The following is a 23,691-nucleotide window of genomic DNA, read 5'->3' on the forward strand; positions in this document are numbered from 1 at the left end:
AAATAAAATACAAAGGCTAAATAGTACCGAACGAGCAATGCCCTTGCTGTAAACACCATTTTTTAAATGATGCTATGTGTTTTTAATTTTTGTCATCTTCGCTTTTTAGTCATGATTCCATAAACAGCCTCTGCAATTAATAGTTTTTTGTTTTAGAATTTACTTTCAGGTTCATTATTATCCATCGGTTCAAAGGAAGCCCTTAAAATCTGCTCAACAGCCTCTGTCCCTAGGTTGACAAAACGGTTTTCAGATAAGTTTCCATGTTCAACAGCCTTTTGGCTCATTTCTGCAAGAATATCCTGTGTTTTGATCCCTACTTCCGGTAGAGTCATCGGAATACCCAACTGATCTTTGAAAAAGCGATAGGTCTGCCGAACGGCTTTTTGTGCCAGTTCTTTATCAGTTCCATCCGTCAGTCCCCAAACATTGCGGGCATAATCTGCAAACTTAGCATGTGTACTGGCATCTCTGTCTATACAGTACTTCATCCAGCGGGGCGTGATAACAGCCAACCCTATACCATGAGTAATGTCATAGTATGCAGACAGTTCATGTTCAATGGCATGGCAGCTCCACGCCCCTGAACGACCTTGACCGACCAGTCCGTTCAGAGCTAAGGTCGAAGCCCATAGCAAATTAGCACGAGAGATATAATTGTCTGGTTCCCGAACAGCTATTGGGGCATGTTTGATGATAGTTTTCAAAAGACCTTCCGCAATACTGTCCTGAACATCGGTTCCTTCAGTTCTGTTGAAATACTGCTCAAACAAATGGCTCATCATATCAGCTGAACCTGCTGCTGTCTGCCACTTGGATACAGTATAAGTCAAGGTTGGATCTAAAAACGATACACGCGGAATCAATTCCCAGCCGCTGGTCCCCCGTTTCTCTTTAGTCGCAAGATTTGAGATAACCGCATTGCGGTTCATCTCCGTGCCGGTCGCAGCCAGTGTCAAAATAGTAACAAGAGGGAGGGCTTCCCCCACTAAACTTTTGTCTGTAATTAAATCCCAGGCATCTCCATCATAATAGACCCCAGCTGCAATCACTTTGCTGGCGTCGATAACAGAACCGCCGCCAACAGCTAAAATGACATCTACTTGCTGCTGCCGTGCGATAGCTATCCCTTCACGAACTGATTCGATACGTGGATTGGGCTCAACACCGGATAATTCAGCTACTATAAAATCATTCTTTTTCAATAAGGCCATAATTTTGGTATACAGGCCTATTTTTTTGATTGAACCGCCGCCATAAACAAATAAGACACGTTTCCCAAAAGTCTCAAGCGCTTCTGGCAGTTCACTTAATCGCTCTTTGCCAAAACGAATATCTGTCGGTATGCATAATCGAAAATTCTCCATTGTCTGCCTCCTGCAATTCTATTTAGCTATGATAGTATCCCAGCTGCATACCCAGCAATCCCGACAGCAAACAAGGCAAAAATCAGCAGTATTGGACTGATTTTTTTTCGAAGAAAATACATCATCGCAAAAGTGAGTGCCAAGGGTAACAAGCCAGGAACCAAGTCATCTAAGATATTTTGAATAGTGGTAACCACGGTTTTACCGTCTGCTCCCGTGGTTTTATATGCAGTCAGCGAAACATTGATACTGGTCCATTTAGTAACCAAGACTCCCATGACAAAGAGCCCCAGAATAGTTGCACCTTCTGTTAACTTTGGAAGAATATTCCCAGATAAATTCTTAACAATCCCCAGCCCCTGTTTGTAACCATAACTTAAGCCATACCACTTAATCGCTAATCTGATAATATTAAAGGCTAGGAAAAAAGCAATCGGCCCCAGCACTTGCCCGCTTAAAGCCATCGATGCTCCAATCGCTGCAGTAACAGGACGCAAGGTCCCCCAAATCAAAGGATCTCCTACACCGCAAAGCGGTCCCATCAGACCGATTTTCAGACTGCTGATTGTCCCGTCATCCAGATCCGCACCGTTAGCTCGCGCCTCTTCCATAGCCATTGTCACCCCAATAACAGGACCGCACATAGCCGGAGTAACATTAAAAAAAGTTAAGTGACGTTTCAGAGCATCTGCCTGCTCCTTCTTACTGCTGTATACCCGCTTAATCGCAGGGATCATATCGACACAGAAAGCCAAAGCATGAATCCGTTCAAAATTAAAAGAAGCCTGCTGAAAATTAGAATAAACAAATGTTTTAAATAAATCCTGCTTACTTATCTTCTTCTCAGTTGTCAAACTCTGTGTTACCATAATTCCCTTCCTTACACCAAGATACAAAGGCCGTTAAAAACGCAAAAGGAAAATAGGGGACTGATCGACGAATCATCAGATTCTAGATTAGGCCATCTTTTTCCCGCAGCGTTTAGGCCGTGTTCAGTTCAACAAGATACAAAGCCCGTTAAAAAATCCGTATGAAAATAGGGGATGGCAAGTGATGACGACATCACGTTGACAGCCATCTTTTTCACTAGGATTTTAGGGCGTGTTCAATTAACAAGATACAAAGCCCGTTAAAAGAGCAAAGCAAAAATAGGAAAACAGACAAAGAAACTTTAGTTTCGAGGAAGTTTTATCTTTTTTGCACAGCTCTTAGGCCGTGTTCATCAGTCCTCCAATTCATCATCGTTTAAATGAAAATTCTCATTGCCTGCACTGACTGTTTTAGTAAAATGAGGATTTAGCTGTACATACACCAGCGCGAGAATAAGACCAAGAACGCCAAAGGACAGTAAGCTGAAATCCAAATAACCGCCTAAAATAAAACCTGCAAAAAAGAAAGGCATCAAATACCTAATAAACATCATATTCAGCACCATTGCATAACCAACAACAACAATCATACCGCCAGCCACTGCAAGACCGCCTGTAATCACCTCCGGTATCGCATCAAGCATTCTGGTTACTGCAGACGCATCAACAAATACGGCTACTAAAGTAGCAGGAACAGCTACCCTCATTGCCTGAAATATTAAAGCAAAGAAATGCAAAAAGATAATTTTTCCAAAATGAGCATCCTGTGCTTCTCTGTCAGCAGCATGCTGAACTGCAACAGTAACTGTACGTACTAAAACTGTTAAGACTTGACCGGCAACCGCTACCGGCAGGGCAATAGCAATCCCTTTTTGAATATCTTGACGTCCGACAACCACCAAAATCGTCGAAATAACACTGGCCAAGGCAGAATCCGGAGACTGAGCCGCCCCAATATTCATCCATCCTAAGGCAATTAATTCAAGTGTTCCCCCAAGGATAATACCGGTTGTGATATCCCCTAAAATAAGACCGGTTACAGTACAAGCGATAAGCGGTCTATGGGTCTGGAACTCATCTAAAACACTGCCCATACCGGTGATACTTGACCAAATAAATATAAGTATAATTTGCAAAACTGATAGAGCCATCTCATCCCCCTCTTTCTTGCTTTGTCAGGCAAAAATTAATTAAAAACTGCCTGCTTAAGCAATATTTCAAAATCCTTAGGACTGTCTGTTGCTACCACACGACAATCCAGTTCAACCCCTAAATCAATTAATTCATAAAAAGCAGCAACGTCCTCTTTAGAAACCGAAACTGCCTTTGTCAGCTGAACACGTCCGACTTTAAACTGCATACCGCCAATATTGATACTGTCAATCGGAACGCCTCCCTTCACTAAATCGACGACTTCCTGCGGTTTAGTAAATAAATAAAAAACCGTTTCATCTTTGTATTTGGGATTATGATAAACTTTAACCGCTTTTTCTGTGGTGACAACATTTACTTTAATCCCTGGAGGGGCAGCTTGTTTAACTAGAGTTCGTCTGATTTCATCACCAGCCACTTCGTCACTTGGAATAATAATCCGCTCTGCCCCAGCTTCTTTGGCCCAAACTGTTGCGACTTGCCCGTGAATCAAACGATCATCAATTCTCGCTAATTTAATTTTCATGAAAAATCCTCCTCTTCTGTTTCAAGTGGTTTTAAGCGTTTATCAAACACCCGAACGCTATCACTTGCTAAATCAAGAAGAGCCGCAGCCACTGTCTCGATTGGGCAGGTTTTAAGCATAGTAGCTAATTCCAGTACAAGAGGCAGAGACATACCTGAAATAATTTCAGCCTCTAGTTCCGGATGTTTCAAAACAACTGAACAACTTGCATTAAACGGTGTCCCTCCAAATAGATCAGCAAAAATAATCAGCGGACAGTTAAGCGTTTTCATTTTTTGATAAATTTTTTCAGACAGACTGTCCAGACCATCTTCTGCTAAAAAATCAATAGCATGGAAATCCGGTAAATTTCCAAACAGCATTTCTGCCGAAGCCTTCATCTCTGAAGCCAAATGACCATGTGCTGTCAAAATAACCTGAGCCATCCAATTCACCTCCTCACACCAAGATACAAAGCCCGTTTAAAGAGCAAAGCAAAAATAGGAGACTGGACGAAGAGACTCAAGGCTCTAGGACAGGCTATCTTTTTTGCACAGCTCTTAGGGCGTGTTCAGTTAAACCAAGATACAAAGGGCGTTTAAGCTCACAACAAAAATGACGGTAAGTCCGAAATCTCTGATTTCGCAGACGCACCCCTGCCAGAACGACTAGAAGGGGGCGGGCGGCGACTAAGACGACACAGTCTTCAGTCATTTACGGCTGGCTATCTTGAAGTCGCCTTCTTTCTTCACAGTTTTTAAGGTGTGTTTACTTTTTGGGTTTTAACCTCGTGTTTTTCCGCCGGAGACATTAGTTGTAATGCCGCTGATATAGGAGGAACGGTCAGACAGATAATAAAGAACCAAGTCAGCCACTTCCTTTAGTTTTCCACTTCGACCCAGAGGTATCGTATCAACAGACGAATAACCTTCCCGAATCGCTTCAACTGTTTTTCCCCGTGTATAAGCCAAGGCTTCTTCATACGCTAAAGTCCTAAGACCGGTTGCTTCCATAATTCCTGGGGCCACACCAACCACACGAATGCCATGCCTCCCTAGCTCTTTAGCCCAAGATCGTGTAAAACTGTAAGCAGCAGCCTTTGTAGCAGCGTAAATACCCTGCCCTTCAGAACCTTCGAGTCCTGCTTCAGAGGCCATATTCACAATAGCACCTGATTGTTTTTTTACCAAAATACGGCTAACAGCCTGGCTGACTAAATAAAGCCCTTTTTGGTTTACAGCAACCAGACGTTCAAAAATATCATCGCTGAGTTCATACTTACTGTAAGGCTGTTGCTGATCCACCAGTAAACAAGGAATATTGATGCCGGCATTATTAACAAGACCATCAACTGTCCCCCAATGCTCTACAACTTCTTGTACTGCATTTTCCACCTCTGAGCGTGAACTGATATCTGTTTTGATAAAAAGCAGACATTCATTTTCATCGGTCTGTTTTGTCAAATCAAAGTTTGCTACTTTCGCCCCATTAGCCAGAAGCTCTTCCACAATAGCCTGTCCAATCCCCGATGAACCGCCAGTGACAATTATTACTTTATTCTCAATACCCAGCCATGTCATAATCCCCCTCCTTTTATCATTTGTGATTTTTAAATAACATTTGTTACGAACTTAATATAACACTATCTATTTCTGCTGTCAATAGATTTTTCACATTTTTTAAAATTAAATAACAAATGTGAATTGCTGCTTTTATTCTTTTAAAAAAATGCACAAAAAACAGCTGAGAAAAAAATATCCTCAGCTGTTTTTTATAGCGGCAAAGCATCCAAAATTCCTCTTGCTGTTTCTTCAGTGGTCACTAAAACATTAACATAGCCTCCTCTAAGCGCTCCTATCAAAGCAGAGACCTTATCCTTGGATTCGGCTACGCCAATACGGTAGGGGCATTCACGCAGCTTATCTGCTTCGATTCCGATAAGCCGTTCGTCAAGCTCGCTTTGAATGTGTTCACCATGAATATTATAGAACCTCGAGACAACATCCCCAACAATGTCCTTATCCTTAATGTTTTCGATGATATCCTGACCATAAAAGTCTTGCCATGTTTGATTGTCTTTGAGAAGGGGACTGCCTACGCCCATTATCGCAACATCGAGGCGATCCCAAAGTCTGATGAGTTCTTGATTAAAGACATTTTTCAGCAGCTCTTCTTTTAAGGACTTTGTCTCAGGAATGGCTGGAGAATCAATTAAAAGTGCAATACCATGAAGTTTTTTTGCTGCTTCGTAAGTAATGGTATTGACATGATAGTCACTGATTAAACGGCCCGATGGTCCGCCAATCATCGGAATACAGACAATACCCGATAAGTTAAGTTCCGGCATTTGACTGGCAACTGCCGATAACGTGGCACCCCAAGAGAAACCGATGGTCATATCGTCATGCAGTAATTTTTTTAAATAAGCAGCTAAAGCCTGGGCCAGCAGTATGTCTTTTTGTTTGCGTTCCAAATCACTGGCTGTCGGTACAACAATGGCTTTTTGTAAGCCAAAAGTCTTCTCCAGCTGCTTTTCAATCGCATAAGTCCCAGCTTTATCATATTTGATATTGATCTGAACAATCCCTTCCTCTCGGGACTGCTTTAAAAGACGGCTGATTGTCGTCCTGTGAATACCTAATGCTTTGGCAATCTGACTTTGTGTTTTATTTTCCTGATAATACATTTCTGCAATTTTAACCAGCAGTTTATCCTCAGCTAGCATACTGATACCTCTAAATCTCTAATCTATGCTAGTATTTTAGCATAAAACAGAATTATTTCAATTGTTATTAACCAATCACTAATGTGCTCCCTCCAATTGTTTTTCTGCATTGCCTGTGTCATTCTGCTAAAATCATTCAAAAAATAAGGCAGACTAAAAAGCCCTGTCGGGCTTAAATCAGACGGAAAATTAAGTTCAGGCTTTAATAAAGTAGTCGCAAAGGTGGCTTCCTTCTGGTAATTTGGGATAATTTACGCCATACTTTTCTTTTATTAATTTGCAGTACTGTTTTGCATCAACAGTATACTCCTGGTAAATGGTTTCTCCGGCTAAGGTTGTAAAATGCAGTCTTATCCTTTTTGGGACATGATTAAAGTCAGGCTTATTTGTCAGCAGATAGGAAAATATTGCTTCCTGATGTTCTTTTGAGATGACATAAATTTTCTGCCCTTCCGATAATTTTGGAATAAGGGCAAAGCTTTCTCTGTCTCCAAATTGAATGTGAAGGTTAAAGATAGGCTGATTATTAACGATTTCCAGCGACAGCGTCTTATCTCTTTTATCTTCTTTGGCATAAAAATTTTTCAGAGATTGGTTAGTTAACTTTTTCGTTTTGCCTTTTTTAATTAAACTAAACCAATATTTGTCATGATAGTAAATCTGGCTGCCGCTTTTTATCGCCTGATAGTCATTCTCCAGAAAAAGAACCGGCCGGTTAGCTGCTTTCTCTCTTTCCCTGTCAAGGAAAAGCTGCAGATGAATGATAAGAAGAGAGATAACAAGGCCTGTAATGGCCCCGTAAAAACTCAGCCAGTCGCCCAGATCTCCATTTAAATAGGCTGAAAAAGAAGAAATCAGCACTGAGAAAAAAGGGCCAGATAAAATAATCAATACAATAAGCAGCAGTAAAATTTTCCAGTTGTCCTTGACATATTTCCTCATAAATCTCCTCTCTGCTCCCTGTTTTTCCTATTTGAATACTTAATGCCTAAAATGTCTTACGCCCGTAAAGACCATGGCAATGCCATGTTTGTTAGCTGCATCAATAGAGTCTTTGTCACGGACAGAGCCGCCTGGCTGTATGATGGCTTTAATACCTGCAGAAGCAATTTCTTCAATATTGTCCGCAAAAGGAAAGAAGGCATCGCTGGCAAGAACTGCGCCGTCCAATCGGTCTTTAGCTTGTTCAATAGCAATACGCACCGCGCCAACACGGTTGGTTTGGCCCGGACCGACACCCAAGGTCATGTGGTCATTAGCTACTAAGATGCCGTTTGATTTTACATACTTGATGGCTCTCCATGCGAATTCAAGAGCTGCCGCTTCCTGTTTATCGGGCTGCCGGTCGGTCACTACCTGCCAATCAGCAGGAGTCTCCTTAATTACATCTTGGTTTTGCACCAAGAGTCCGCCGACAAGGCCTGTGTATTCTTTTTCAGTCTCGCTGGCATCCTGTGCCTCAAACGGCAGTTCAAGGATACGTAAATTTTTCTTTTTATGGGTCAAAATAGCTAGGGCTTCTTTTGTATAACTAGGTGCGATGATGATTTCAAGAAAAATACTGTGCATTTTCTTAGCCGTTGCCGCATCAACCTGACGGTTGAGGACAACAATCCCGCCAAAAATAGATACTGAGTCAGCCTCATATGCATAATCCCATGCCCTTTCAATATCATCAGCCTGGCCGATACCGCAGGGATTCATATGTTTAAGTGCTACAACGGTTGGACGATCTTTGAAATCACGGATAATGCGGATAGCTGCATCGCTGTCTCTAATATTGTTGAATGATAATTCCTTACCATTTAGCTGTTTGGCAGAAGCAATCGAATAATCGGTTGGCAGGGCTTTTTGGTAGAAATCGGCATTTTGCTGAGGGTTTTCCCCATAGCGCATTGGCTGTTTAAGATCATAAGTAAGAGTCAGCTTCTCAGGTTTGCTTTCTCCTACTTGAACAGTGAAGTAGTCCGCAATCAAGGCATCATAAGCTGCAGTATGACGAAAAACTTTGGCTGCTAAACGCTGGCGGGTGGTGTAGGCAGTTTCCCCGCTGTTTTTCAGTTCTTCCAACACGGAAGCATAATCAGCGGGATCAACGATAACTGTTACACTGGCATGATTTTTTGCTGCTGAACGCAGCATAGAAGGTCCTCCGATATCGATATTCTCTACCGCCAAATCATAGGTCACATCCGAACGAAGGATTGTTTCCTTAAAAGGGTAAAGATTAACCACAACAAGGTCAATCAAATCGATCTGGTTGTCTTTAGCTGCCTGCAGGTGGCTGTCTGAATCACGACGCGCCAAAAGAGCCCCGTGAATATTAGGGTGAAGAGTTTTCACACGGCCGTCCATCATTTCAGGAAAACCTGTCACATCATCGATAGCAACAGTGGCTATCCCAGCCTTGTCAAGAGCAGTTTTTGTTCCGCCGGTTGAAATAATATCCCAGCCCAGTTTTTTCAATTCTTGGGCAAATTCTACTATGCCTGTTTTATCAGAGACGCTGATTAATGCGCGTTTTGTCATGATTTCTCCTTTTCATTTTTGATACTTTCCTTGAGCAGCAGAGGCTTTCTTTAGTTTCCCTACCTAAAAATTGAGTTTGCAGCCTTCATTTTTTCCTCTCTGCTCCTAGACTTTCCAGTACGTCCGGATACAATTTATATTCGTGCTCATGAATTCGTGTCTCAAAGCTTTCGATAGTGTCGTCAGCCAGGCGCGGTACGCGCACCTGCTTGATAATTTGGCCTGTATCAATCCCGCTGTCCACCCTGTGGATAGTGACACCGGACTGATTAACACCGGCCTCCCAAGCATCTTTGATCCCGTGAGCGCCGGGGAACTCTGGCAGATAGGCCGGATGAATATTGATAATCCGGCCTTCATAAGCAGCCAGCAGGTCCGGTCCTACGATTTTCATATAGCCTGCCAGACAGATAAGGTCAATCTGGTGTGCTGTCAGTAAATCAAGGATAGCCTGTTCATAAGCTGCTTTACTGTCAAATTCCTTAAGTTCAAAGGCATAACTTTTAACATCCAAATTTTTGGCCCGCTCTAAAACATAGGCTTCTCGCTTGTCTGAAAAAACAAATTCAACCGGAAATTGCTCAGCAATAACCTGAAAATTTGACCCATTGCCTGACGCGAAAACAGCAATTTTTTTAGCCATTATTTTATCACCACACTAGCATCCGTTTTTTTAATAATCCGGCCGATTTCATAGACAGGCTCATCAAGCAGCTCTTTAATACGGTCAGCCTTTTCCGGACTGACAGCCAGCACAAGCCCGATTCCCATATTGAAAATTTCAAACATTTCATCATGCTTGATTTGACCGTACTTTTCAAGGGCTTTAAAAATTGGCAGAACGGGCACCTTGTTTTCTTCAATTTCAGCGGCCAAATCTTCTGACAGCATACGCGGCACATTTTCAATGAAACCGCCGCCTGTAATATGGGCGATTCCATTAACCAAACTCTCTTTGATAAGCGGCAGCACGGCCTTCACATAGATACGGGTTGGTTCAAGGAGGACATCTTTAAGTTTTTTACCTTCCAGTTCAGGTAAGACTTCTTCACCTGTATAAGCAGCAAAAACACGGCGGACAAGCGAGTAGCCATTTGAGTGAATGCCGCTTGAAGCTAGCCCCAACAGAATATCACCTTCCTTGACTTTGGATCCGTCGATAATGCGACTTTTTTCTGCTACACCGACTGCAAAACCGGCTAAATCATAGTCATCTTCTCCGTACATACCGGGCATTTCTGCTGTTTCGCCGCCTATAAGGGCACTGCCAGCCAGCACACAGCCTTCTGCAACACCGGCCACTACTTCTTCCAGCTGTTCCGGTTTATTTTTCCCGGTTGCAATATAATCAAGAAAATAGAGAGGCTCTGCGCCGGCTGCGATAATATCATTAACACACATCGCCACACAGTCCTGTCCGATGGTATCGTGCTTATTGTACTTGATAGCCAGCATAAGCTTTGTCCCGACACCATCTGTCCCCGAGATAAGGACAGGCTCTTTCACATTGGTCTGCGATAAATCAAACATACCGCCAAAACCGCCAAGTCCTCCCATAGCTCCTGCACGCTTCGTGCGGGCTGCGTGTTTTTTAATACGCTCAACCACTTCATAACCGGCTTCAACATCAACACCCGATTGTGCGTAAGCATTTTTGTCAGACATAACTGTTTTCTCCTTTTTTGTACATAAAAACCGGTAAAATCAAGAAAAGACAGAATCAAGCCATGATGTTGTTTAAATCAGCACAGCATCAAGAGCGCTGATTTATCACTGTCTTTTTCTAATAAAAACTTATTCTCTCTTTCAGGCTCTTATGGTATTCTTCTTCATAATCATAAAGTGGCGTCGGATACTGGCCGTCAAAGTAGGCCACACAAAGACCGCCGTTAGGGGCAGCTGTATCAAGCCCAATCGACTGAATCAAACCGTCAATGGACAAGTAAGTCAGACTGTCTGCGCCGATAATAGCAAGGGTTTCCTCTACGGTATGATTGGCTGCAATCAGCTCTCGGCGAGTCTGAATATCAATGCCATAAAAGCAAGGGTAAGCCAGAGGCGGACTGCCGATAGCAACATGCACCTCTTTAGCACCAGCTTCTTTCAGCAGCTGCACAATTCGTCGCGAAGTTGTCCCCCGTACGATAGAATCATCAATCATCACAACACGCTTATCTTTAACAACACCGGATACCGCAGACAGTTTCATGCGCACACCCTGCTCACGCAGTTCCTGAGTTGGCTGAATGAAGGTTCTCTGGGTATACTGATTTTTGATTAAGCCCATTTCATTTGGCAGACCAGAGGCTTCAGCAAACCCCATTGCTGCTGATAAGGATGAATTGGGAACGCCGACAACAATATCAGCCTCATAACCGAATTCCCGTGCCAGCTGGGCACCCATCCGTTTGCGGGCTGTGTGTACATTAATTCCATGGATATTAGAATCAGGGCGGGCAAAATAAATATATTCCATGGAACAGACAGCAAGCTGTGTGTCGGCAGTAAAATAGTCGTTATGGAGACCTTCTTTGTCAACCACCACAATCTCCCCCGGCTTTAAATCGCGCACCCATTCTGCACCGACCACCTCAAAAGCGCAGGTTTCAGACGAAATAATCCAGGCGCCGTTTTTCATTTTCCCGACAGAAACCGGTCTAAAGCCATTAGGATCCAAAGCAGCAATCATTTTATCTTCAAGCATGAGCAGATAGGCAAAACCGCCTTTAACGGCATTAAGAGCTTCTTTGAGCTTTCCCATAAAATCTTTCTGCTTGCTGTGACGGATAAGATGAGCCAGAATTTCTGTATCAGATGTTGATGAAAAAATAGCCCCCTTGTTTTCTAACTGGCGCCGAAGACTGACAGCATTTGTCAAATTGCCGTTGTGAGCCAGCCCAAACTGCATATCCTGAAATTTAAAATGGAAGGGCTGAATATTGTCAATAGAAGCCTCACCCGCTGTCGCATAGCGGACGTGTCCGATTGCGGCAGTGCCCTTTAATTTCTCCAGATCTGCAGGGTTGCGAAAGACTTCTGAGACCAAGCCTATGTCTCGGTGTCCTATTAATTTACCCTGATTATTTGAGAGAATCCCTGCACCCTCTTGACCGCGGTGCTGCAATGAATGAAGCCCAAAATAAGTGATTTGAGCTGCTTGGGGATGTCCCCAAATTCCAAAAATACCGCATTCCTCATTAAGAGATTTTACTTCGTACATGTTTACACCTTTAACTGCTTATTCGTTCCCCTCAGATCAGCCATAAGCAAACTAACTTTTGACAAAAACACCAAAAAGTACTAGCTGCAGAACATCAGCACTGCTTTCAAAAACAGCAGCCGCCTGCTGAAAATTGAAATTTTCATGATTTAGTGAAATATTCAATCGCACTGCGAAAGAGCAGCTGTTCTTTATTTCCCGGAATATTCTGGAAAAGGCCTTTCTCATAACGTTCAGAATGTCCCATTTTCCCAATAATTTGACCATTCTCGCTGGTGATTCCTTCGATGGCATAATAGGAACCATTAGGATTATAGCGGCTGTCCATACTCGGTTTGCCGGCAAAATCCACATATTGGCTGAAAATCTGTCCCTTATCGCGGAGCCGGGCAAATTCCGAAGCACTGACCACAAATTTTCCTTCTCCATGTGAGACAGGAATAGTATGAATATCGCCAACCTCGACACCGGCCAGCCAAGGCGAGTTAGTGTTGGCAATCCGTGTTTCAACCATTTTAGCCACATGCTGATTAGCATCGTTATAAAAAAGGGTAGGACTGTCTTTTTGCGCTGCCTCAAAATTGCCGTAAGGCAGCAGCCCTGATTTAACCAGAGCCTGAAAACCATTACAGATACCGATGATAAGCCCGCCCCGCTCAATAAATTTATCAATAGCCTGCCGAACGTCTCTGTTTAGCAAGATATTAACAATAAATTTTGCCGATCCATCAGGTTCATCTGCTGCTGAAAAGCCCCCAGCTAAGAAAAGAATGTTGGCCTGATTAATTTGGTCAACCATAACTGCAACCGACTGTTTAATAGCAGCTTCATTAAGAGTTACAAAAGGCACCAAACGGACCTCTCCTCCTTCTTTTTCAAAGGCTTTAGCTGAATCATATTCTGAATTGGTCCCCGGAAAAACCGGAATATAAACAAGAGGCCGTTCAACCTTTTCTTTAGCTTTAACAGTATTGTTTGAAGGAATAATTGGTAAATCTTCCACCTGGGCAGTTTGTGTAAATTCTGTCGGATAAACTCCTTCTAAAGGCTGTTCAAAGGCCTTAAGCAGACTTGTTCCTGACAGATGAACACCATTGACATCCAGACTAAAATCAGCAGTCGTTTCACCGATTTTAACAGCCTCCACAATGTCTTCGCCGGATGTAAAGATAAAACCGCCAAGCTGTGCTGTCAAACTGTGCTCCAACTCCTCTATTTCCACTGAGGCACCGATATGATTGCCAAAAGATGCTAAAGCGAGACTCTCGAGCACACCGCCATACTTAACCGCTGAAGCAGAACTAATCTTGTATTTTGCCTGAATAGCCGCGAACTTATCCAGATTTTCCTTGATAAGGGTAAAGTCAATATTCTCAGAAAGCACCTGACCGGCTATGTAGTAAATTGTCTCTCCGGCAGCCTTAAATTCTGGTGACAGCACCTTGTCAACATCAGCTGTTGTTACTCCAAAAGCAACCAAAGTCGGCGGCACTGTCAGTTCTTCAAAGGTTCCTGACATCGAATCCTTACCGCCAATTGAAGGCAGTCCCAGCTGTATCTGCGCCTCAATAGAGCCCAGCAAAGCTGCAACCGGCTGCCCGAAGCGCTCCGCTTGTTTATCCATACGTTGGAAATATTCTTGATAAGAAAAGCGAGCCTTAGACCAGTTGCCCCCTGTTGCTGCCAAACGAGCTGCTGCTTCAATAACAGCGTAAGCTCCGCCATGATAAGGCGACCATTCAGCAATATAGGGGTTAAAGCCTTGTGCCATTACTGAAGCTGTGCGGGTCTCCCCATTTTGAACCGGAAGTTTTTGAACAGAACTTTCAGCAGGTGTCACCTGATAACGGCCGCCAATTGGATGATTAACCGTTGAACGGCCGACAGAAGAATCAAAAATCGTTTGCAGACCTTTTTGTGAAGCATGGTTGAGGTCAGACAAGACATTTACAGCATCTTTTTCAAGAGTAGCAGCTGATGTTATACGCTGTTCCGGCAAATCAGCAGCACTGTCCACCACTTTAGCATCAACAGCCACGCGGACACCATTCGTATCCAGAAAGCTCCGCTCAAGATCAACGATAGCCTGTCCATTCCAAGTCATAACCAGATGCGGTTTCTCAGTTACAACTCCTACAGCAACCGCTTCAATATTCTCACGCGCACATTCAGCAATAAAGAGGTCTGCATGCTCAGGTCTGACAACAACAGACATACGTTCCTGAGACTCAGAAATAGCAATTTCAGTCCCGTTAAGTCCTTGGTACTTGAGAGGGATTTTATTGAGATCAATTTCAAGGCCGTCAGCCAGTTCACCAATTGCGACACAAACCCCGCCAGCACCAAAATCATTGGATTTCTTAATGAGACGGGTGACTCGGCCTTTTCTGAAAAGACGCTGAATTTTACGCTCTTCAATAGCATTCCCCTTTTGAACTTCCGCACCCGCTGTTTCCACAGACTGAACAGTCTGAACCTTGGAAGAGCCTGTAGCGCCGCCTATGCCGTCGCGCCCTGTTTTGCCTCCCAAAAGTATAACAAAATCTCCTGCTTGGGGCTTCTCGCGGACAACGTTTTTCTTAGGAGCAGCACCAACTACAGCACCAAGTTCCATTCGCTTAGCAACAAACCCCGGATGGAAATATTCTTTAACATAAGTTGTTGCCAGACCGATTTGATTACCGTAAGAAGAATAACCTTGTGCTGCTGTCTTTGAGATGACCTGCTGCGGCAATTTGCCGGGCCGGGTTGAGGAGATTGGTCTTGTAATATCACCAGCACCTGAAATCCGCATCGCCTGATAGACATAAGAACGTCCGGACAAAGGATCACGGATGGCTCCGCCAATACAGGTTGCGGCACCGCCAAAAGGCTCAATTTCTGTCGGATGATTATGTGTTTCGTTCTTAAACATAAGCAACCAAGGTTCCTTGACACCATTGACATCTACTTCTATCTCAATCGAACAGGCATTGATTTCATCAGACACTTCCATGTCATCCAAACGCCCGTTAGCACGCTCGTAACGGCCAAAAATCGTTGCCATATCCATCAAGGTCTGAGGCTTATCTGAGCGCCCCAATTCCGCACGCATAGCAAGGTATTTCTCATAAGTTGCCTGCAATTGCTGTTCAAAAGAAGACGCCGAAAAATCAATAGCTTTAAGTTCTGTTTCAAATGTTGTATGACGGCAGTGATCAGACCAGTAAGTGTCCAGTACTTTCAGTTCCGTTTCAGTCGGCACACGTCCGATAGCCTTGAAATAATCCTGAATAAAAAGAAGGTCCTCAACCTCCATTGCCAACCCCTGATCGGCCTTGTATTTGGCAAAATCCTCAGCAGTATAGGCAGCAAAAAAATCCAGATAGGCAATTGTCTCATCGGACTTTGAAAAGTCGGGATAAACCATGCCGGCTGAAATATCTTTAAAACGCGAATCCACCGGATTTAACAGATAATTTTTAATGGCTGCCAATTCCCCAGCCGCAATATCTTGATTGACTAGATAAAGCTGAGCAGTATTGACAGTTGCCGCATCTGAACTTCCAAGCAGCAGAAGAGCTTCCTGAGCCGAAGCAGCCCGCTGGTCAAATTGACCGGGAAGCGATTCTATTGCAAAGAAAGCATAGCTTTCAAACAGTTCTTTAACCACTTTCTCTGTTAAAATATTATCCGTCACCTGTTCCGAAAAAATATGTTTTTTGGCAGCTGCCGTTAATTCCTGTGATAAATTGAAAACATCATAAACCTGCACAAGCCGTAAATCTGTCAAACTCTCCAGCTGCAGATTATGCCTTAATTCTTTGGCAAGTGACTGTGACTTTACCTGAAAATGAGGCTTTTTCTCAACAAAAATACGTTCATCCATTTTAAATCCCTTTACAATCGAGTCATCAACGCCTGCTGCTTTTCTATCGGTTAAAAAATACAGATACAGACAGCAAACTTATCTTTTACTTTTTTTAAACCAAAAACAAAATCACAGCAGCGATGAAATAAAACAAGCCAGCGCATTATTCTTCAAAAACACCGTAACTAGACTAAGCCTTGCAGACGCTCAAGCACCTCCTCGTAGACTGCCGTAAGACTGCCAAGGTTTCGTCGGAAGACATCTTTATCAAGATGGTTGCCCGCAGCATCCCAAAGTCGGCAATTATCAGGAGAAAATTCATCAGCTAAAATAATATTTCCATCAGCATCTCTGCCAAATTCAAGTTTGAAATCAATTAACTGAAGACCAATTTGCTCAAACCATTTTTTCAGTAAATTATTGATACGGCGTGTTTCTTCTTTCAGAAAAGCAATATCATCACCATCAGCAATATCCAAAAACATCACATGCTCATCATTGATAAAGGGATCATCAAGCTCATCGTTTTTATAATAAAACTCAACAATCGGTCTTTTAAGTGCAAGTCCTTCCTCTATTCCAAAACGTTTTGAAAAGGATCCTGCAGCAACATTACGCAAAACAACTTCTAAAGGCAGAATGGCAACTTTTTTGTTTAACTGCTCAGTTTTTGACAGCTGTTTAATAAAATGCGTTCGAATCCCCGCGGCATTTAGTTTTTCAAAAATTAAAGATGAGATTTGATTGTTTAAAGCCCCTTTTCCTGCAAGAATTTCCTTGCGGGCACCATTAAGCATGGTGGCTTGGTCTTTATAAACCGTAACAATCAACTCCTCATCTTCCGGACTGGTATAGAGATCTTTGGCTTTTCCCTTATAAATCAATTCGCGTGACATCCTTTTGTTCGCCTTTCCTATTTGTTCCACTAAATTTTAACATAAGAAAAAGTCTTTTTCAACTTTTCACATACTTTATGATAAACGAAAAACAAAAACGTCCGCTTTTTGCGAACGTTTTGGATTAGCTGAGTTTTTGGTAAAGATAATCCGTCATTTCTCCCATTGAATCTATCTGATCAACCGCTTCATCAGGAATATCTAAATGAAACTCATCTTCAAGATTAACAACAAACTCCATAAAACCGATGGAATCCACTCCTAAATCATCCTGAATTGTGGTCGAAGGTGTGATATCCAAATCTCCTCGATGCATCTGTTCTGCAATCATATTGCTGATTCTTTCAAAAATCTCTTCTTTAGTCATTACAGCCACAGTTTCCCTCTCTTTTCTAATCTTCTTTTGATGTAAACGCTTCTGTCAATTGACTGACAACATCAGTTTCTAACATCGTACGTACCTGTTTAATAGTATAATAAACTGACTTGGCATCACTGGAACCATGGCATTTGACAACAGGAGCCTTGAGTCCGAAAAGAACTGCACCGCCTGCCTGTGAATAATCCATAAGATCACGTAAATGATAAAGACTGTCTTTCAGGAAAAAAGCACCTAATTTTGCCTTAAAACCGCCGGTTTTAACAGCCTCTTTCAGAACTCCCATAATACTCAGCCCAGTGCCTTCCATAGTTTTAAGGACAGCATTGCCTGTAAAACCATCTGCTACAACCACATCAGCGACACCACTCATCAATTCTCTGGCTTCAATATTCCCAATGAAATTAAGCGTCTTATCTGCTGATAAAAGGCTGTAGGCTTCCTTCCTGAGGGGATCACCCTTTGTACTTTCTGTCCCGTTATTAAGCAAACCAATACGGGGCTTAGCAACAGATCGGACATTTTCAGCATAAAAAGAGCCAAGAACAGCATATTGGTGCAGATGATGAGCTGTATTTTCCGCATTAGCTCCCAAATCCAGCATATCAACGCCTCGGCCATCAGCTGTTGGCAAGGTTGATAAGAGCCCCGGCCGGTCAATCCCTTTTATCCGTCCCACTACAAAAAGACCGGCTGCCAGCAATGCCCCTGTATTTCCGGCAGAAATAAGGGCCTGAACCTTTTTTTCTTTAACAGCTTGCGCACCAACTACCATACTGGCCTTTTTTTTACGCCGTACAGCCTTCGCCGGCTCATCATCAGAATCAATTTTTTCATCCGTATGTTGAATAGTCACTCGTTCAGTTGCTGTTAAATAATCTTTAATTTTCGCTTCGTCGCCGTAAAGCTCAATTTCAATGTCCTTAAATTCCGCCAGAGCCCGATTGACTCCTTCGACAATAGCCTGAGGGGCATTATCACCGCCCATAGCATCTACAGCTATTTTTTTCATTATAACATCCTCTCACACACCCATTTTAATATTTTTTTATTATAGCACGATTTTAAAAAAATTCCAGAAGTCTGTCTGAATACTAGTGCCGCACCTAAAACAGACCTCAGACTCTTTCAAAAAACCACAGTTTAAAATTCAGAAACAAACTTAACAGCTGTCCTTTTACTGGAAACTGTCCTTCATCAAGCCGCCCCATTTATCCAAATCATCAATAAATTTCTTACTCTTAAGATGAAGCCCTACATAATTATCATAAATATCATCTAAGAAAAGTCGGATTTTTTGTTTCATCTCCGGCTTAACTGAGATACTTTGCAGCTCTTCAAAAGAAACATTCTGGAAACGATCCAAAAGATAAGGAACATTAGGATCTAAATGTTTACGGTGAATATCTTCATGGTAATGCTCCGGACAAAGCAAACCAGAAAATTTATAAGAAAAATCAAAGGGGAGACCCACTCTGTGACAGACAGCACACTCATGGAAATTTAAACGTACCCCAAACCGATCCAAAATCTGAACTTCAAAAATATGAGTGAGAATTTCGTAATCCAGACCATTATCCATTAACTCCAGCGTTTTTTTCAAAAAGACAAAGAGCTGTGGATCTGCAGTATTATCAGCAATAGCTGCATCAGCTAAAGCAGACAGATAAGAAGCATAAGAAAGAATAAATAAATCATCATGAATCGCCTTATAAAGCCTTACTTCTTTATAATCTTCAATATAGGACAGGCCGTTATTATTAATCTTTATAATAAAATCGGCAACGGTCAAAGGCTGAATAACTGAATTCAGCTTAGACCGTTCGGCATGTCTGACAAAAAACATACGTTTCCCATCTGTCTCCGTAAAAATCTTAACCAGTTTATCATCTTCACGATAATTACGATTGTAAAGGACCAACCCCTTGGTTTCTTTAGTCTGCATGATTTTCCATAAATTCTTTCAAACGCTCCATAGCTGTACTGATTGTCTCCATACTGGCCGCATAAGACAGACGTACATAGCCTTGACCGTATTTCCCAAAGGCAACCCCAGGAATAAAGGCAACTGCTTTTTCACGCGCAAAATCCTGGCAAAACTTAAAGGAATCCTGTTCATATCCTGCAGGAATTTTAGCAAAAATATAGAAGGCACCGTCTGGTTTTATGATTTTAAAACCGAGAGCTGACATCTTTTCAATAATATAATCGCGCCGTTTAATATATTCTTCCTTCATGATAAGGGTATCATTTTTACCAACAGTTAAGGCTTCAATAGCCGCAAACTGCGCCATAGTTGCCGCAGCGGTCACCAAATACTGATGGCTCTTAATCAACTGTGCTGTTAAAAGAGCCGGTGCAAAAATAAAACCGATACGCCAGCCTGTCATAGCATGTGATTTGGATAAACCGTTAATAAGAATCGTCTGTCCCGGCAGATACTCGGCTATTGAGACATGCGCTTCTTTATGATAGGTCAATTCCGAATAAACTTCATCGCTGACTACAAAAATGTCATATTTTCTCAGAACATCTGCTAAAGCCTTTATCTGCTCACGCGAATAAGTGACACCGGTAGGGTTAGTAGGATAGTTCAATAAAACGGCTTTAAGTCTGTCACCCTGTTCTACAATGGCTTGTTCCAGCATTTCCGGTGTCAAAACAAAGTCATTAGCTGTCGTATCAATTTCGACAATTTCAGCACCTACAAGATTAACAATAGGTTCATAGCCAGGATAAGCAGGAGCAGGAAGCAAAACACTGTCACCAGGCTCTAAAATAGCAGTCAGAGCTGCAGATAAAGCTTCAGTTGCTCCGACTGTTACTAAAATCTCATCTTCAGGATTGTAATTCAGATGGTATTTTTCCTCAACAAAGTCAGCTGCCGCTTGACGAAGCTCAAGCAAACCGCTCATCCCAGTATAATGTGACTGGTTAGCGTCAATAGCTTTTTTAGCTGCTGCTTTAACATGTTCCGGCGTTGCAAAATCAGGTTCGCCCAAAGTTAATTTCATCATCCCGGGAATATCAGAAATGGATTGGTCAAATTGACGAATCAGCGAGACCTCTATTTTATCTAAATTTTTATTAAGTCGTTTTGTTAAGTCCACATTTCTCACCTCATCAGTATAAGTACCTCTATTATACAAAAAATTCTGAAAATTTGCATTTCCAGCTGAATACTGATTACCAGTCATAAGAGCAGCATTTCAGCCCGCATATAAAAACAACCCCCGAAAGGGTTGTTTTTTGCCCCTATCTCACATTATCCATTTCAAATAAAGGAGAGAGAGGACGTTTTTCGTGGATACGGATAATAGCCTCTGCAATCAAATCAGCAATCGAAATTTGCTCAATTTTATCAATTAAACGCTCTTGAGGCAAGTAGATAGTATCCAAAACTATCAGTTTTTCAATAGATGAATTTTGAATATTTGTAAGAGCCGGGCCTGATAACACCGGATGAGTACATGACGCATAGACATGTGTTGCTCCAGCTTCAGCAAGCGCATCTGCCGCATGGCAGATAGTTCCTGCTGTGTCAATCATATCATCAATAAGTATACAAGTCTTACCCTCAACTTTTCCAATGATATGCATGACTTCACTGGTATTCATTTTTGTAACACTTCGGCGTTTATCAATAATAGCAATCGGTGTTTGGAGAAACTGGGCTAATTTGCGGGCGCGTGTCACACCGCCATGATCCGGACTGACAACAACGACATCTTTTCCGGTCAGCCCGTTGCGATTAAAATAGTCTGCAATTAAAGGAGCTCCCATCAGATGATCAACCGGAATATCGAAAAAACCTTGAATTTGCGCAGCATGCAGATCGACTGTCAGCAAGCGGTCAACACCAGCAACTTCTAACATATTGGCGACCAATTTAGATGTGATCGGTTCACGTGAACGGGCTTTGCGGTCTTGACGGGCATAGCCGTAATAGGGCATTACTACACTGATTGTCTCTGCACTGGCCCGCTTGAGCGCATCAACCATAATCAAAATTTCCATTAAATGATTGTTAACAGGAGAACTTGTTGACTGTAAAACAAAAACATGATGACCGCGGATAGACTCTTCTATATTCACCTGAATTTCACCATCTGAAAACTGGCGAACCGTTGATTTCCCAAGTTCAATCCCGATTGTCGAAGCAACTTTTTCTGCTAATTCTTTATTTGACGACAGTGCAAACAATTTTAAATCAGAGTAAGACATGGTTTCCTCCCAAAAAATTTATCCCTTATCATTCTAACGTTTTTTAATCATTTTTTCAAATGAAACTAAAAAGCAATAATAAGATTCCAATAACTCTCACCGGTCTGACAGCTATTTTATTTATCAGTAAAAAGCTTCCAAACCGAGAATCAGTTAAAGAACAAAAAAACAGTATACTTAAGGCTGTTTTGTTCAAATAATCGGCTGCTTTAAAAAATATACTTTACTTAAAATGTAAAGGAAACCTGACATTTAGTCTAAACTAATAATAACAGCTGTTAGAATGAATCACCCCTAAACTCTTTAGGCACAATCGTAGGAAACACCGACGATTTATGAGTCTTATGATTCTTCAATTTTTCTGTTTTTGCTGTAAGCTTTAGACGGGCTTTGTATCTTATTAATTGAACACGCCCTAAACGCTATGTAAAAAAGATAGACTTCCCTTGAGTCTTTAATCACTCAGCGGTCAGTCTCCTATTTTTACTTTGCGTTTTATACAGGCTTTGTATCTTATTGAAAGGAGAAAAATGAAGACAAAAATTCAAGAACTGCGCAAAGCCAGCAAAATTAGCCAGGCGGAATTAGCTGATGCTGTTGAGGTCACCAGACAAACTATTATTTCTTTGGAGAAAGGACGCTACAATGCTTCTTTAGAATTAGCCTATAAAATTGCACAATTTTTCGGAAAAACAATTGAAGAAGTCTTTCTGTTTGAAGAATAAATATAGAAATAGCTCTATAAAAACTTTTTAAGGCAAAAATCTAATTCCAAATGAAAAATAACAGTTGCGCTTAATGATGGCTTTGCCTTCCAAAAAGATATTGACAATAGAAAACAATCTGGGAGCAAAAACAGTTACTTTATAAGAAGTACTTTTGCTATCCCATTTCTGCACAGTAGATTAGAAGGAGATATAAGAATGTTGCTAAAATTGATGATAACAAATAGATTAGGTAAAAAAATAACTGAAAATGATTTCAGAAAAAACATTTTCAGGATCAGCTTTGCTTCATTAAGTCTGAGCTTTTTAGGAATTCTTTTTCTCAGGCATGCCAATTTAAGCAGCAGTTTTGCCAAGGGCATGGTTGTTGGAATAATTGTTAGCAGTTTCATTATAGGCTTAAATTTTCAATGGATTTATCATCATCCGCAGAAACTGCACCGCATGTATATTGACGTTTTTGATGAACGTAATATAACAATTACCAGCATTTCTGCTCAATTAACTTTACAGCTGCTAACCTTGATAACCTTTCTTTTGCTTATTTTATCAACGTTTGCAGATATTAAATTAACTTATGATATTTTGCTTATTACGTTAGTATACCTGCTGACTTTTGGTTTTGTCTTTTTACATTGGCTTATCAGTAAAATTATTTAAACCGTCCTTGACTTAAAATCCTAGTGAAAAAGAGGGTACACACCATGCTTTGTAATAGTAATTGATTAGAAAAACTGTAGCCGTCTGAAAGCTTTGTCATCCTAGCGGCCGACCGCACCCTTCTAGTCGTCTTGGCAGGGGTGCGCCTACCAAATCAAAGATTTCTGGCTTATCGCCATTTTCATACGGTTTTTTAAACGGGCTTTGTATCTTTATGAAAGTCTAGTGGTAAAAAGTCAAGATAAAGTTGTCAAAACTTTAGTTGACATTCAGTAAACTAGGGCGCACTAAAAACACCTAGCGAAAAATGACATTTTTCGCTAGCTTGACCAAGGACATGTGCAGATACTAGCTATCTTCCATAGGCCTCCTTGGTGACGTATAGAGTTGGCGGTTGCGTAGTAGCGCATCCGCCAGACGCACAAATTTTCTAGCGGTTAAGACGATGGCTCGTTTGTGTTGATGTTTAGGAACTTCTTGATACTTCTTCTTGTAAAAGGCTTTGTATTCGTCATCATAGCGCCTCACCGAGTTGGCGGCTTCAACTAAGTAATAACGGAGATAGCGATTGCCTCGTTTGACAAGGTCAG

At 41.8% G+C, this 23,691-nt stretch carries 21 protein-coding genes and 1 pseudogene; 2 read left to right on the forward strand and 20 right to left on the reverse strand.

Annotated elements, in window-relative coordinates; genetic code table 11:
- Positions 1–152 precede the first annotated feature (152 nt).
- From AB3329_RS07310 to AB3329_RS07400, 19 genes are all read right to left on the reverse strand, one after another.
- Entirely contained in the window at positions 153–1,367 is a 1,215-nt protein-coding gene (locus tag AB3329_RS07310; RefSeq protein ID WP_368395166.1) for an iron-containing alcohol dehydrogenase, read from the reverse strand.
- A gap of 26 nt (positions 1,368–1,393) precedes the next feature.
- A complete protein-coding gene (locus tag AB3329_RS07315; RefSeq protein WP_368395167.1) occupies positions 1,394–2,236 on the reverse strand; it encodes a PTS system mannose/fructose/sorbose family transporter subunit IID in 843 nt (280 codons plus the stop codon).
- A 353-nt stretch (positions 2,237–2,589) separates the two neighbouring features.
- Positions 2,590–3,387, reverse strand: coding sequence for a PTS mannose/fructose/sorbose transporter subunit IIC (locus AB3329_RS07320; protein WP_368395168.1), 798 nt, complete (start codon positions 3,385–3,387; stop codon positions 2,590–2,592).
- 35 nt (positions 3,388–3,422) lie between these two features.
- Complete coding sequence (locus AB3329_RS07325; protein ID WP_368395170.1) at positions 3,423–3,914, reverse strand: PTS sugar transporter subunit IIB; 492 nt, start codon at positions 3,912–3,914, stop codon at positions 3,423–3,425.
- Positions 3,911–4,339, reverse strand: a complete 429-nt coding sequence (locus AB3329_RS07330; RefSeq protein WP_368395172.1) for a PTS sugar transporter subunit IIA — start codon at positions 4,337–4,339, stop codon at positions 3,911–3,913. Before AB3329_RS07330 ends, AB3329_RS07325 begins: the two co-directional genes overlap by 4 nt.
- Positions 4,340–4,675: 336 nt before the next feature.
- Positions 4,676–5,476 carry an SDR family oxidoreductase gene (locus AB3329_RS07335; RefSeq protein WP_368395201.1) on the reverse strand — a complete coding sequence of 267 codons (801 nt, stop codon included), beginning with the start codon at positions 5,474–5,476 and terminating at the stop codon, positions 4,676–4,678.
- Between the two features lie 188 nt (positions 5,477–5,664).
- Positions 5,665–6,618 (reverse strand): sugar-binding transcriptional regulator, encoded by a 954-nt coding sequence (locus AB3329_RS07340; RefSeq protein WP_368395174.1) that lies wholly within the window; start codon positions 6,616–6,618, stop codon positions 5,665–5,667.
- 195 nt (positions 6,619–6,813) lie between these two features.
- Complete coding sequence (locus AB3329_RS07345; RefSeq protein ID WP_368395176.1) at positions 6,814–7,560, reverse strand: hypothetical protein; 747 nt, start codon at positions 7,558–7,560, stop codon at positions 6,814–6,816.
- Between the two features lie 39 nt (positions 7,561–7,599).
- Positions 7,600–9,147 (reverse strand): bifunctional phosphoribosylaminoimidazolecarboxamide formyltransferase/IMP cyclohydrolase, encoded by a 1,548-nt coding sequence (gene purH / locus AB3329_RS07350; protein WP_368395177.1) that lies wholly within the window; start codon positions 9,145–9,147, stop codon positions 7,600–7,602.
- A gap of 85 nt (positions 9,148–9,232) precedes the next feature.
- Positions 9,233–9,790 carry a phosphoribosylglycinamide formyltransferase gene (gene purN / locus AB3329_RS07355; RefSeq protein WP_368395179.1) on the reverse strand — a complete coding sequence of 186 codons (558 nt, stop codon included), beginning with the start codon at positions 9,788–9,790 and terminating at the stop codon, positions 9,233–9,235.
- Complete coding sequence (gene purM / locus AB3329_RS07360) at positions 9,790–10,812, reverse strand: phosphoribosylformylglycinamidine cyclo-ligase (protein ID WP_368395181.1); 1,023 nt, start codon at positions 10,810–10,812, stop codon at positions 9,790–9,792. The genes purN and purM overlap by 1 nt, the downstream gene beginning before the upstream one ends.
- A 118-nt stretch (positions 10,813–10,930) precedes the next feature.
- The gene (purF, locus tag AB3329_RS07365) at positions 10,931–12,367 is read right to left on the reverse strand and encodes an amidophosphoribosyltransferase (protein WP_368395182.1); all 1,437 of its coding nucleotides are present in this window, start codon (positions 12,365–12,367) and stop codon (positions 10,931–10,933) included.
- 142 nt (positions 12,368–12,509) lie between these two features.
- Complete coding sequence (locus AB3329_RS07370) at positions 12,510–16,235, reverse strand: phosphoribosylformylglycinamidine synthase (RefSeq protein WP_368395183.1); 3,726 nt, start codon at positions 16,233–16,235, stop codon at positions 12,510–12,512.
- Positions 16,236–16,402: 167 nt separating this feature from the next.
- Positions 16,403–17,113 carry a phosphoribosylaminoimidazolesuccinocarboxamide synthase gene (gene purC, locus AB3329_RS07375; protein WP_368395185.1) on the reverse strand — a complete coding sequence of 237 codons (711 nt, stop codon included), beginning with the start codon at positions 17,111–17,113 and terminating at the stop codon, positions 16,403–16,405.
- A 124-nt stretch (positions 17,114–17,237) separates the two neighbouring features.
- Positions 17,238–17,480: an acyl carrier protein gene (locus tag AB3329_RS07380; RefSeq protein WP_368395203.1), complete on the reverse strand. Its 243-nt coding sequence runs from the start codon at positions 17,478–17,480 to the stop codon at positions 17,238–17,240.
- A 25-nt stretch (positions 17,481–17,505) separates the two neighbouring features.
- Positions 17,506–18,504, reverse strand: a complete 999-nt coding sequence (gene plsX / locus AB3329_RS07385; protein ID WP_368395187.1) for a phosphate acyltransferase PlsX — start codon at positions 18,502–18,504, stop codon at positions 17,506–17,508.
- Between the two features lie 165 nt (positions 18,505–18,669).
- Complete coding sequence (recO, locus tag AB3329_RS07390) at positions 18,670–19,437, reverse strand: DNA repair protein RecO (protein WP_368395189.1); 768 nt, start codon at positions 19,435–19,437, stop codon at positions 18,670–18,672.
- The gene (locus AB3329_RS07395) at positions 19,427–20,602 is read right to left on the reverse strand and encodes a pyridoxal phosphate-dependent aminotransferase (protein WP_368395191.1); all 1,176 of its coding nucleotides are present in this window, start codon (positions 20,600–20,602) and stop codon (positions 19,427–19,429) included. Before AB3329_RS07395 ends, recO begins: the two co-directional genes overlap by 11 nt.
- A 145-nt stretch (positions 20,603–20,747) precedes the next feature.
- Entirely contained in the window at positions 20,748–21,716 is a 969-nt protein-coding gene (locus AB3329_RS07400; protein WP_368395192.1) for a ribose-phosphate diphosphokinase, read from the reverse strand.
- A gap of 530 nt (positions 21,717–22,246) precedes the next feature.
- Here AB3329_RS07400 and AB3329_RS07405 point away from each other — a divergent pair.
- Both AB3329_RS07405 and AB3329_RS07410 read left to right on the forward strand, forming a co-directional pair.
- On the forward strand, positions 22,247–22,441 hold the full coding sequence (locus tag AB3329_RS07405) for a helix-turn-helix transcriptional regulator (RefSeq protein ID WP_368395194.1): 195 nt from the start codon (positions 22,247–22,249) through the stop codon (positions 22,439–22,441).
- Between the two features lie 198 nt (positions 22,442–22,639).
- Positions 22,640–23,101, forward strand: coding sequence for a CAAX protease (locus tag AB3329_RS07410; RefSeq protein WP_368395195.1), 462 nt, complete (start codon positions 22,640–22,642; stop codon positions 23,099–23,101).
- 348 nt (positions 23,102–23,449) lie between these two features.
- On the opposite strand, the pseudogene AB3329_RS07415 reads toward AB3329_RS07410, so the two are convergent.
- Positions 23,450–23,691, reverse strand: a pseudogene (locus AB3329_RS07415) (IS110 family transposase); the annotation flags it as partial.

The organism is Streptococcus huangxiaojuni (assembly GCF_040930515.1).
Taxonomy (GTDB): Bacteria; Bacillota; Bacilli; order Lactobacillales; family Streptococcaceae; genus Streptococcus; species Streptococcus huangxiaojuni.

Coding starts and splice junctions, on each gene's coding strand:
- AB3329_RS07310 (WP_368395166.1), bottom strand. CDS start 1,367: ATGGAGAATTTTCGATTATGCATACCGACAGATATTCGTTTTGGCAAA.
- AB3329_RS07315 (WP_368395167.1), bottom strand. CDS start 2,236: ATGGTAACACAGAGTTTGACAACTGAGAAGAAGATAAGTAAGCAGGAT.
- AB3329_RS07320 (WP_368395168.1), bottom strand. CDS start 3,387: ATGGCTCTATCAGTTTTGCAAATTATACTTATATTTATTTGGTCAAGT.
- AB3329_RS07325 (WP_368395170.1), bottom strand. CDS start 3,914: ATGAAAATTAAATTAGCGAGAATTGATGATCGTTTGATTCACGGGCAA.
- AB3329_RS07330 (WP_368395172.1), bottom strand. CDS start 4,339: ATGGCTCAGGTTATTTTGACAGCACATGGTCATTTGGCTTCAGAGATG.
- AB3329_RS07340 (WP_368395174.1), bottom strand. CDS start 6,618: ATGCTAGCTGAGGATAAACTGCTGGTTAAAATTGCAGAAATGTATTAT.
- AB3329_RS07345 (WP_368395176.1), bottom strand. CDS start 7,560: ATGAGGAAATATGTCAAGGACAACTGGAAAATTTTACTGCTGCTTATT.
- purH (WP_368395177.1), bottom strand. CDS start 9,147: ATGACAAAACGCGCATTAATCAGCGTCTCTGATAAAACAGGCATAGTA.
- purN (WP_368395179.1), bottom strand. CDS start 9,790: ATGGCTAAAAAAATTGCTGTTTTCGCGTCAGGCAATGGGTCAAATTTT.
- purM (WP_368395181.1), bottom strand. CDS start 10,812: ATGTCTGACAAAAATGCTTACGCACAATCGGGTGTTGATGTTGAAGCC.
- purF (WP_368395182.1), bottom strand. CDS start 12,367: ATGTACGAAGTAAAATCTCTTAATGAGGAATGCGGTATTTTTGGAATT.
- AB3329_RS07370 (WP_368395183.1), bottom strand. CDS start 16,235: ATGGATGAACGTATTTTTGTTGAGAAAAAGCCTCATTTTCAGGTAAAG.
- purC (WP_368395185.1), bottom strand. CDS start 17,113: ATGTCACGCGAATTGATTTATAAGGGAAAAGCCAAAGATCTCTATACC.
- AB3329_RS07380 (WP_368395203.1), bottom strand. CDS start 17,480: ATGACTAAAGAAGAGATTTTTGAAAGAATCAGCAATATGATTGCAGAA.
- plsX (WP_368395187.1), bottom strand. CDS start 18,504: ATGAAAAAAATAGCTGTAGATGCTATGGGCGGTGATAATGCCCCTCAG.
- recO (WP_368395189.1), bottom strand. CDS start 19,437: ATGCAGACTAAAGAAACCAAGGGGTTGGTCCTTTACAATCGTAATTAT.
- AB3329_RS07400 (WP_368395192.1), bottom strand. CDS start 21,716: ATGTCTTACTCTGATTTAAAATTGTTTGCACTGTCGTCAAATAAAGAA.
- AB3329_RS07405 (WP_368395194.1), top strand. CDS start 22,247: ATGAAGACAAAAATTCAAGAACTGCGCAAAGCCAGCAAAATTAGCCAG.
- AB3329_RS07410 (WP_368395195.1), top strand. CDS start 22,640: ATGTTGCTAAAATTGATGATAACAAATAGATTAGGTAAAAAAATAACT.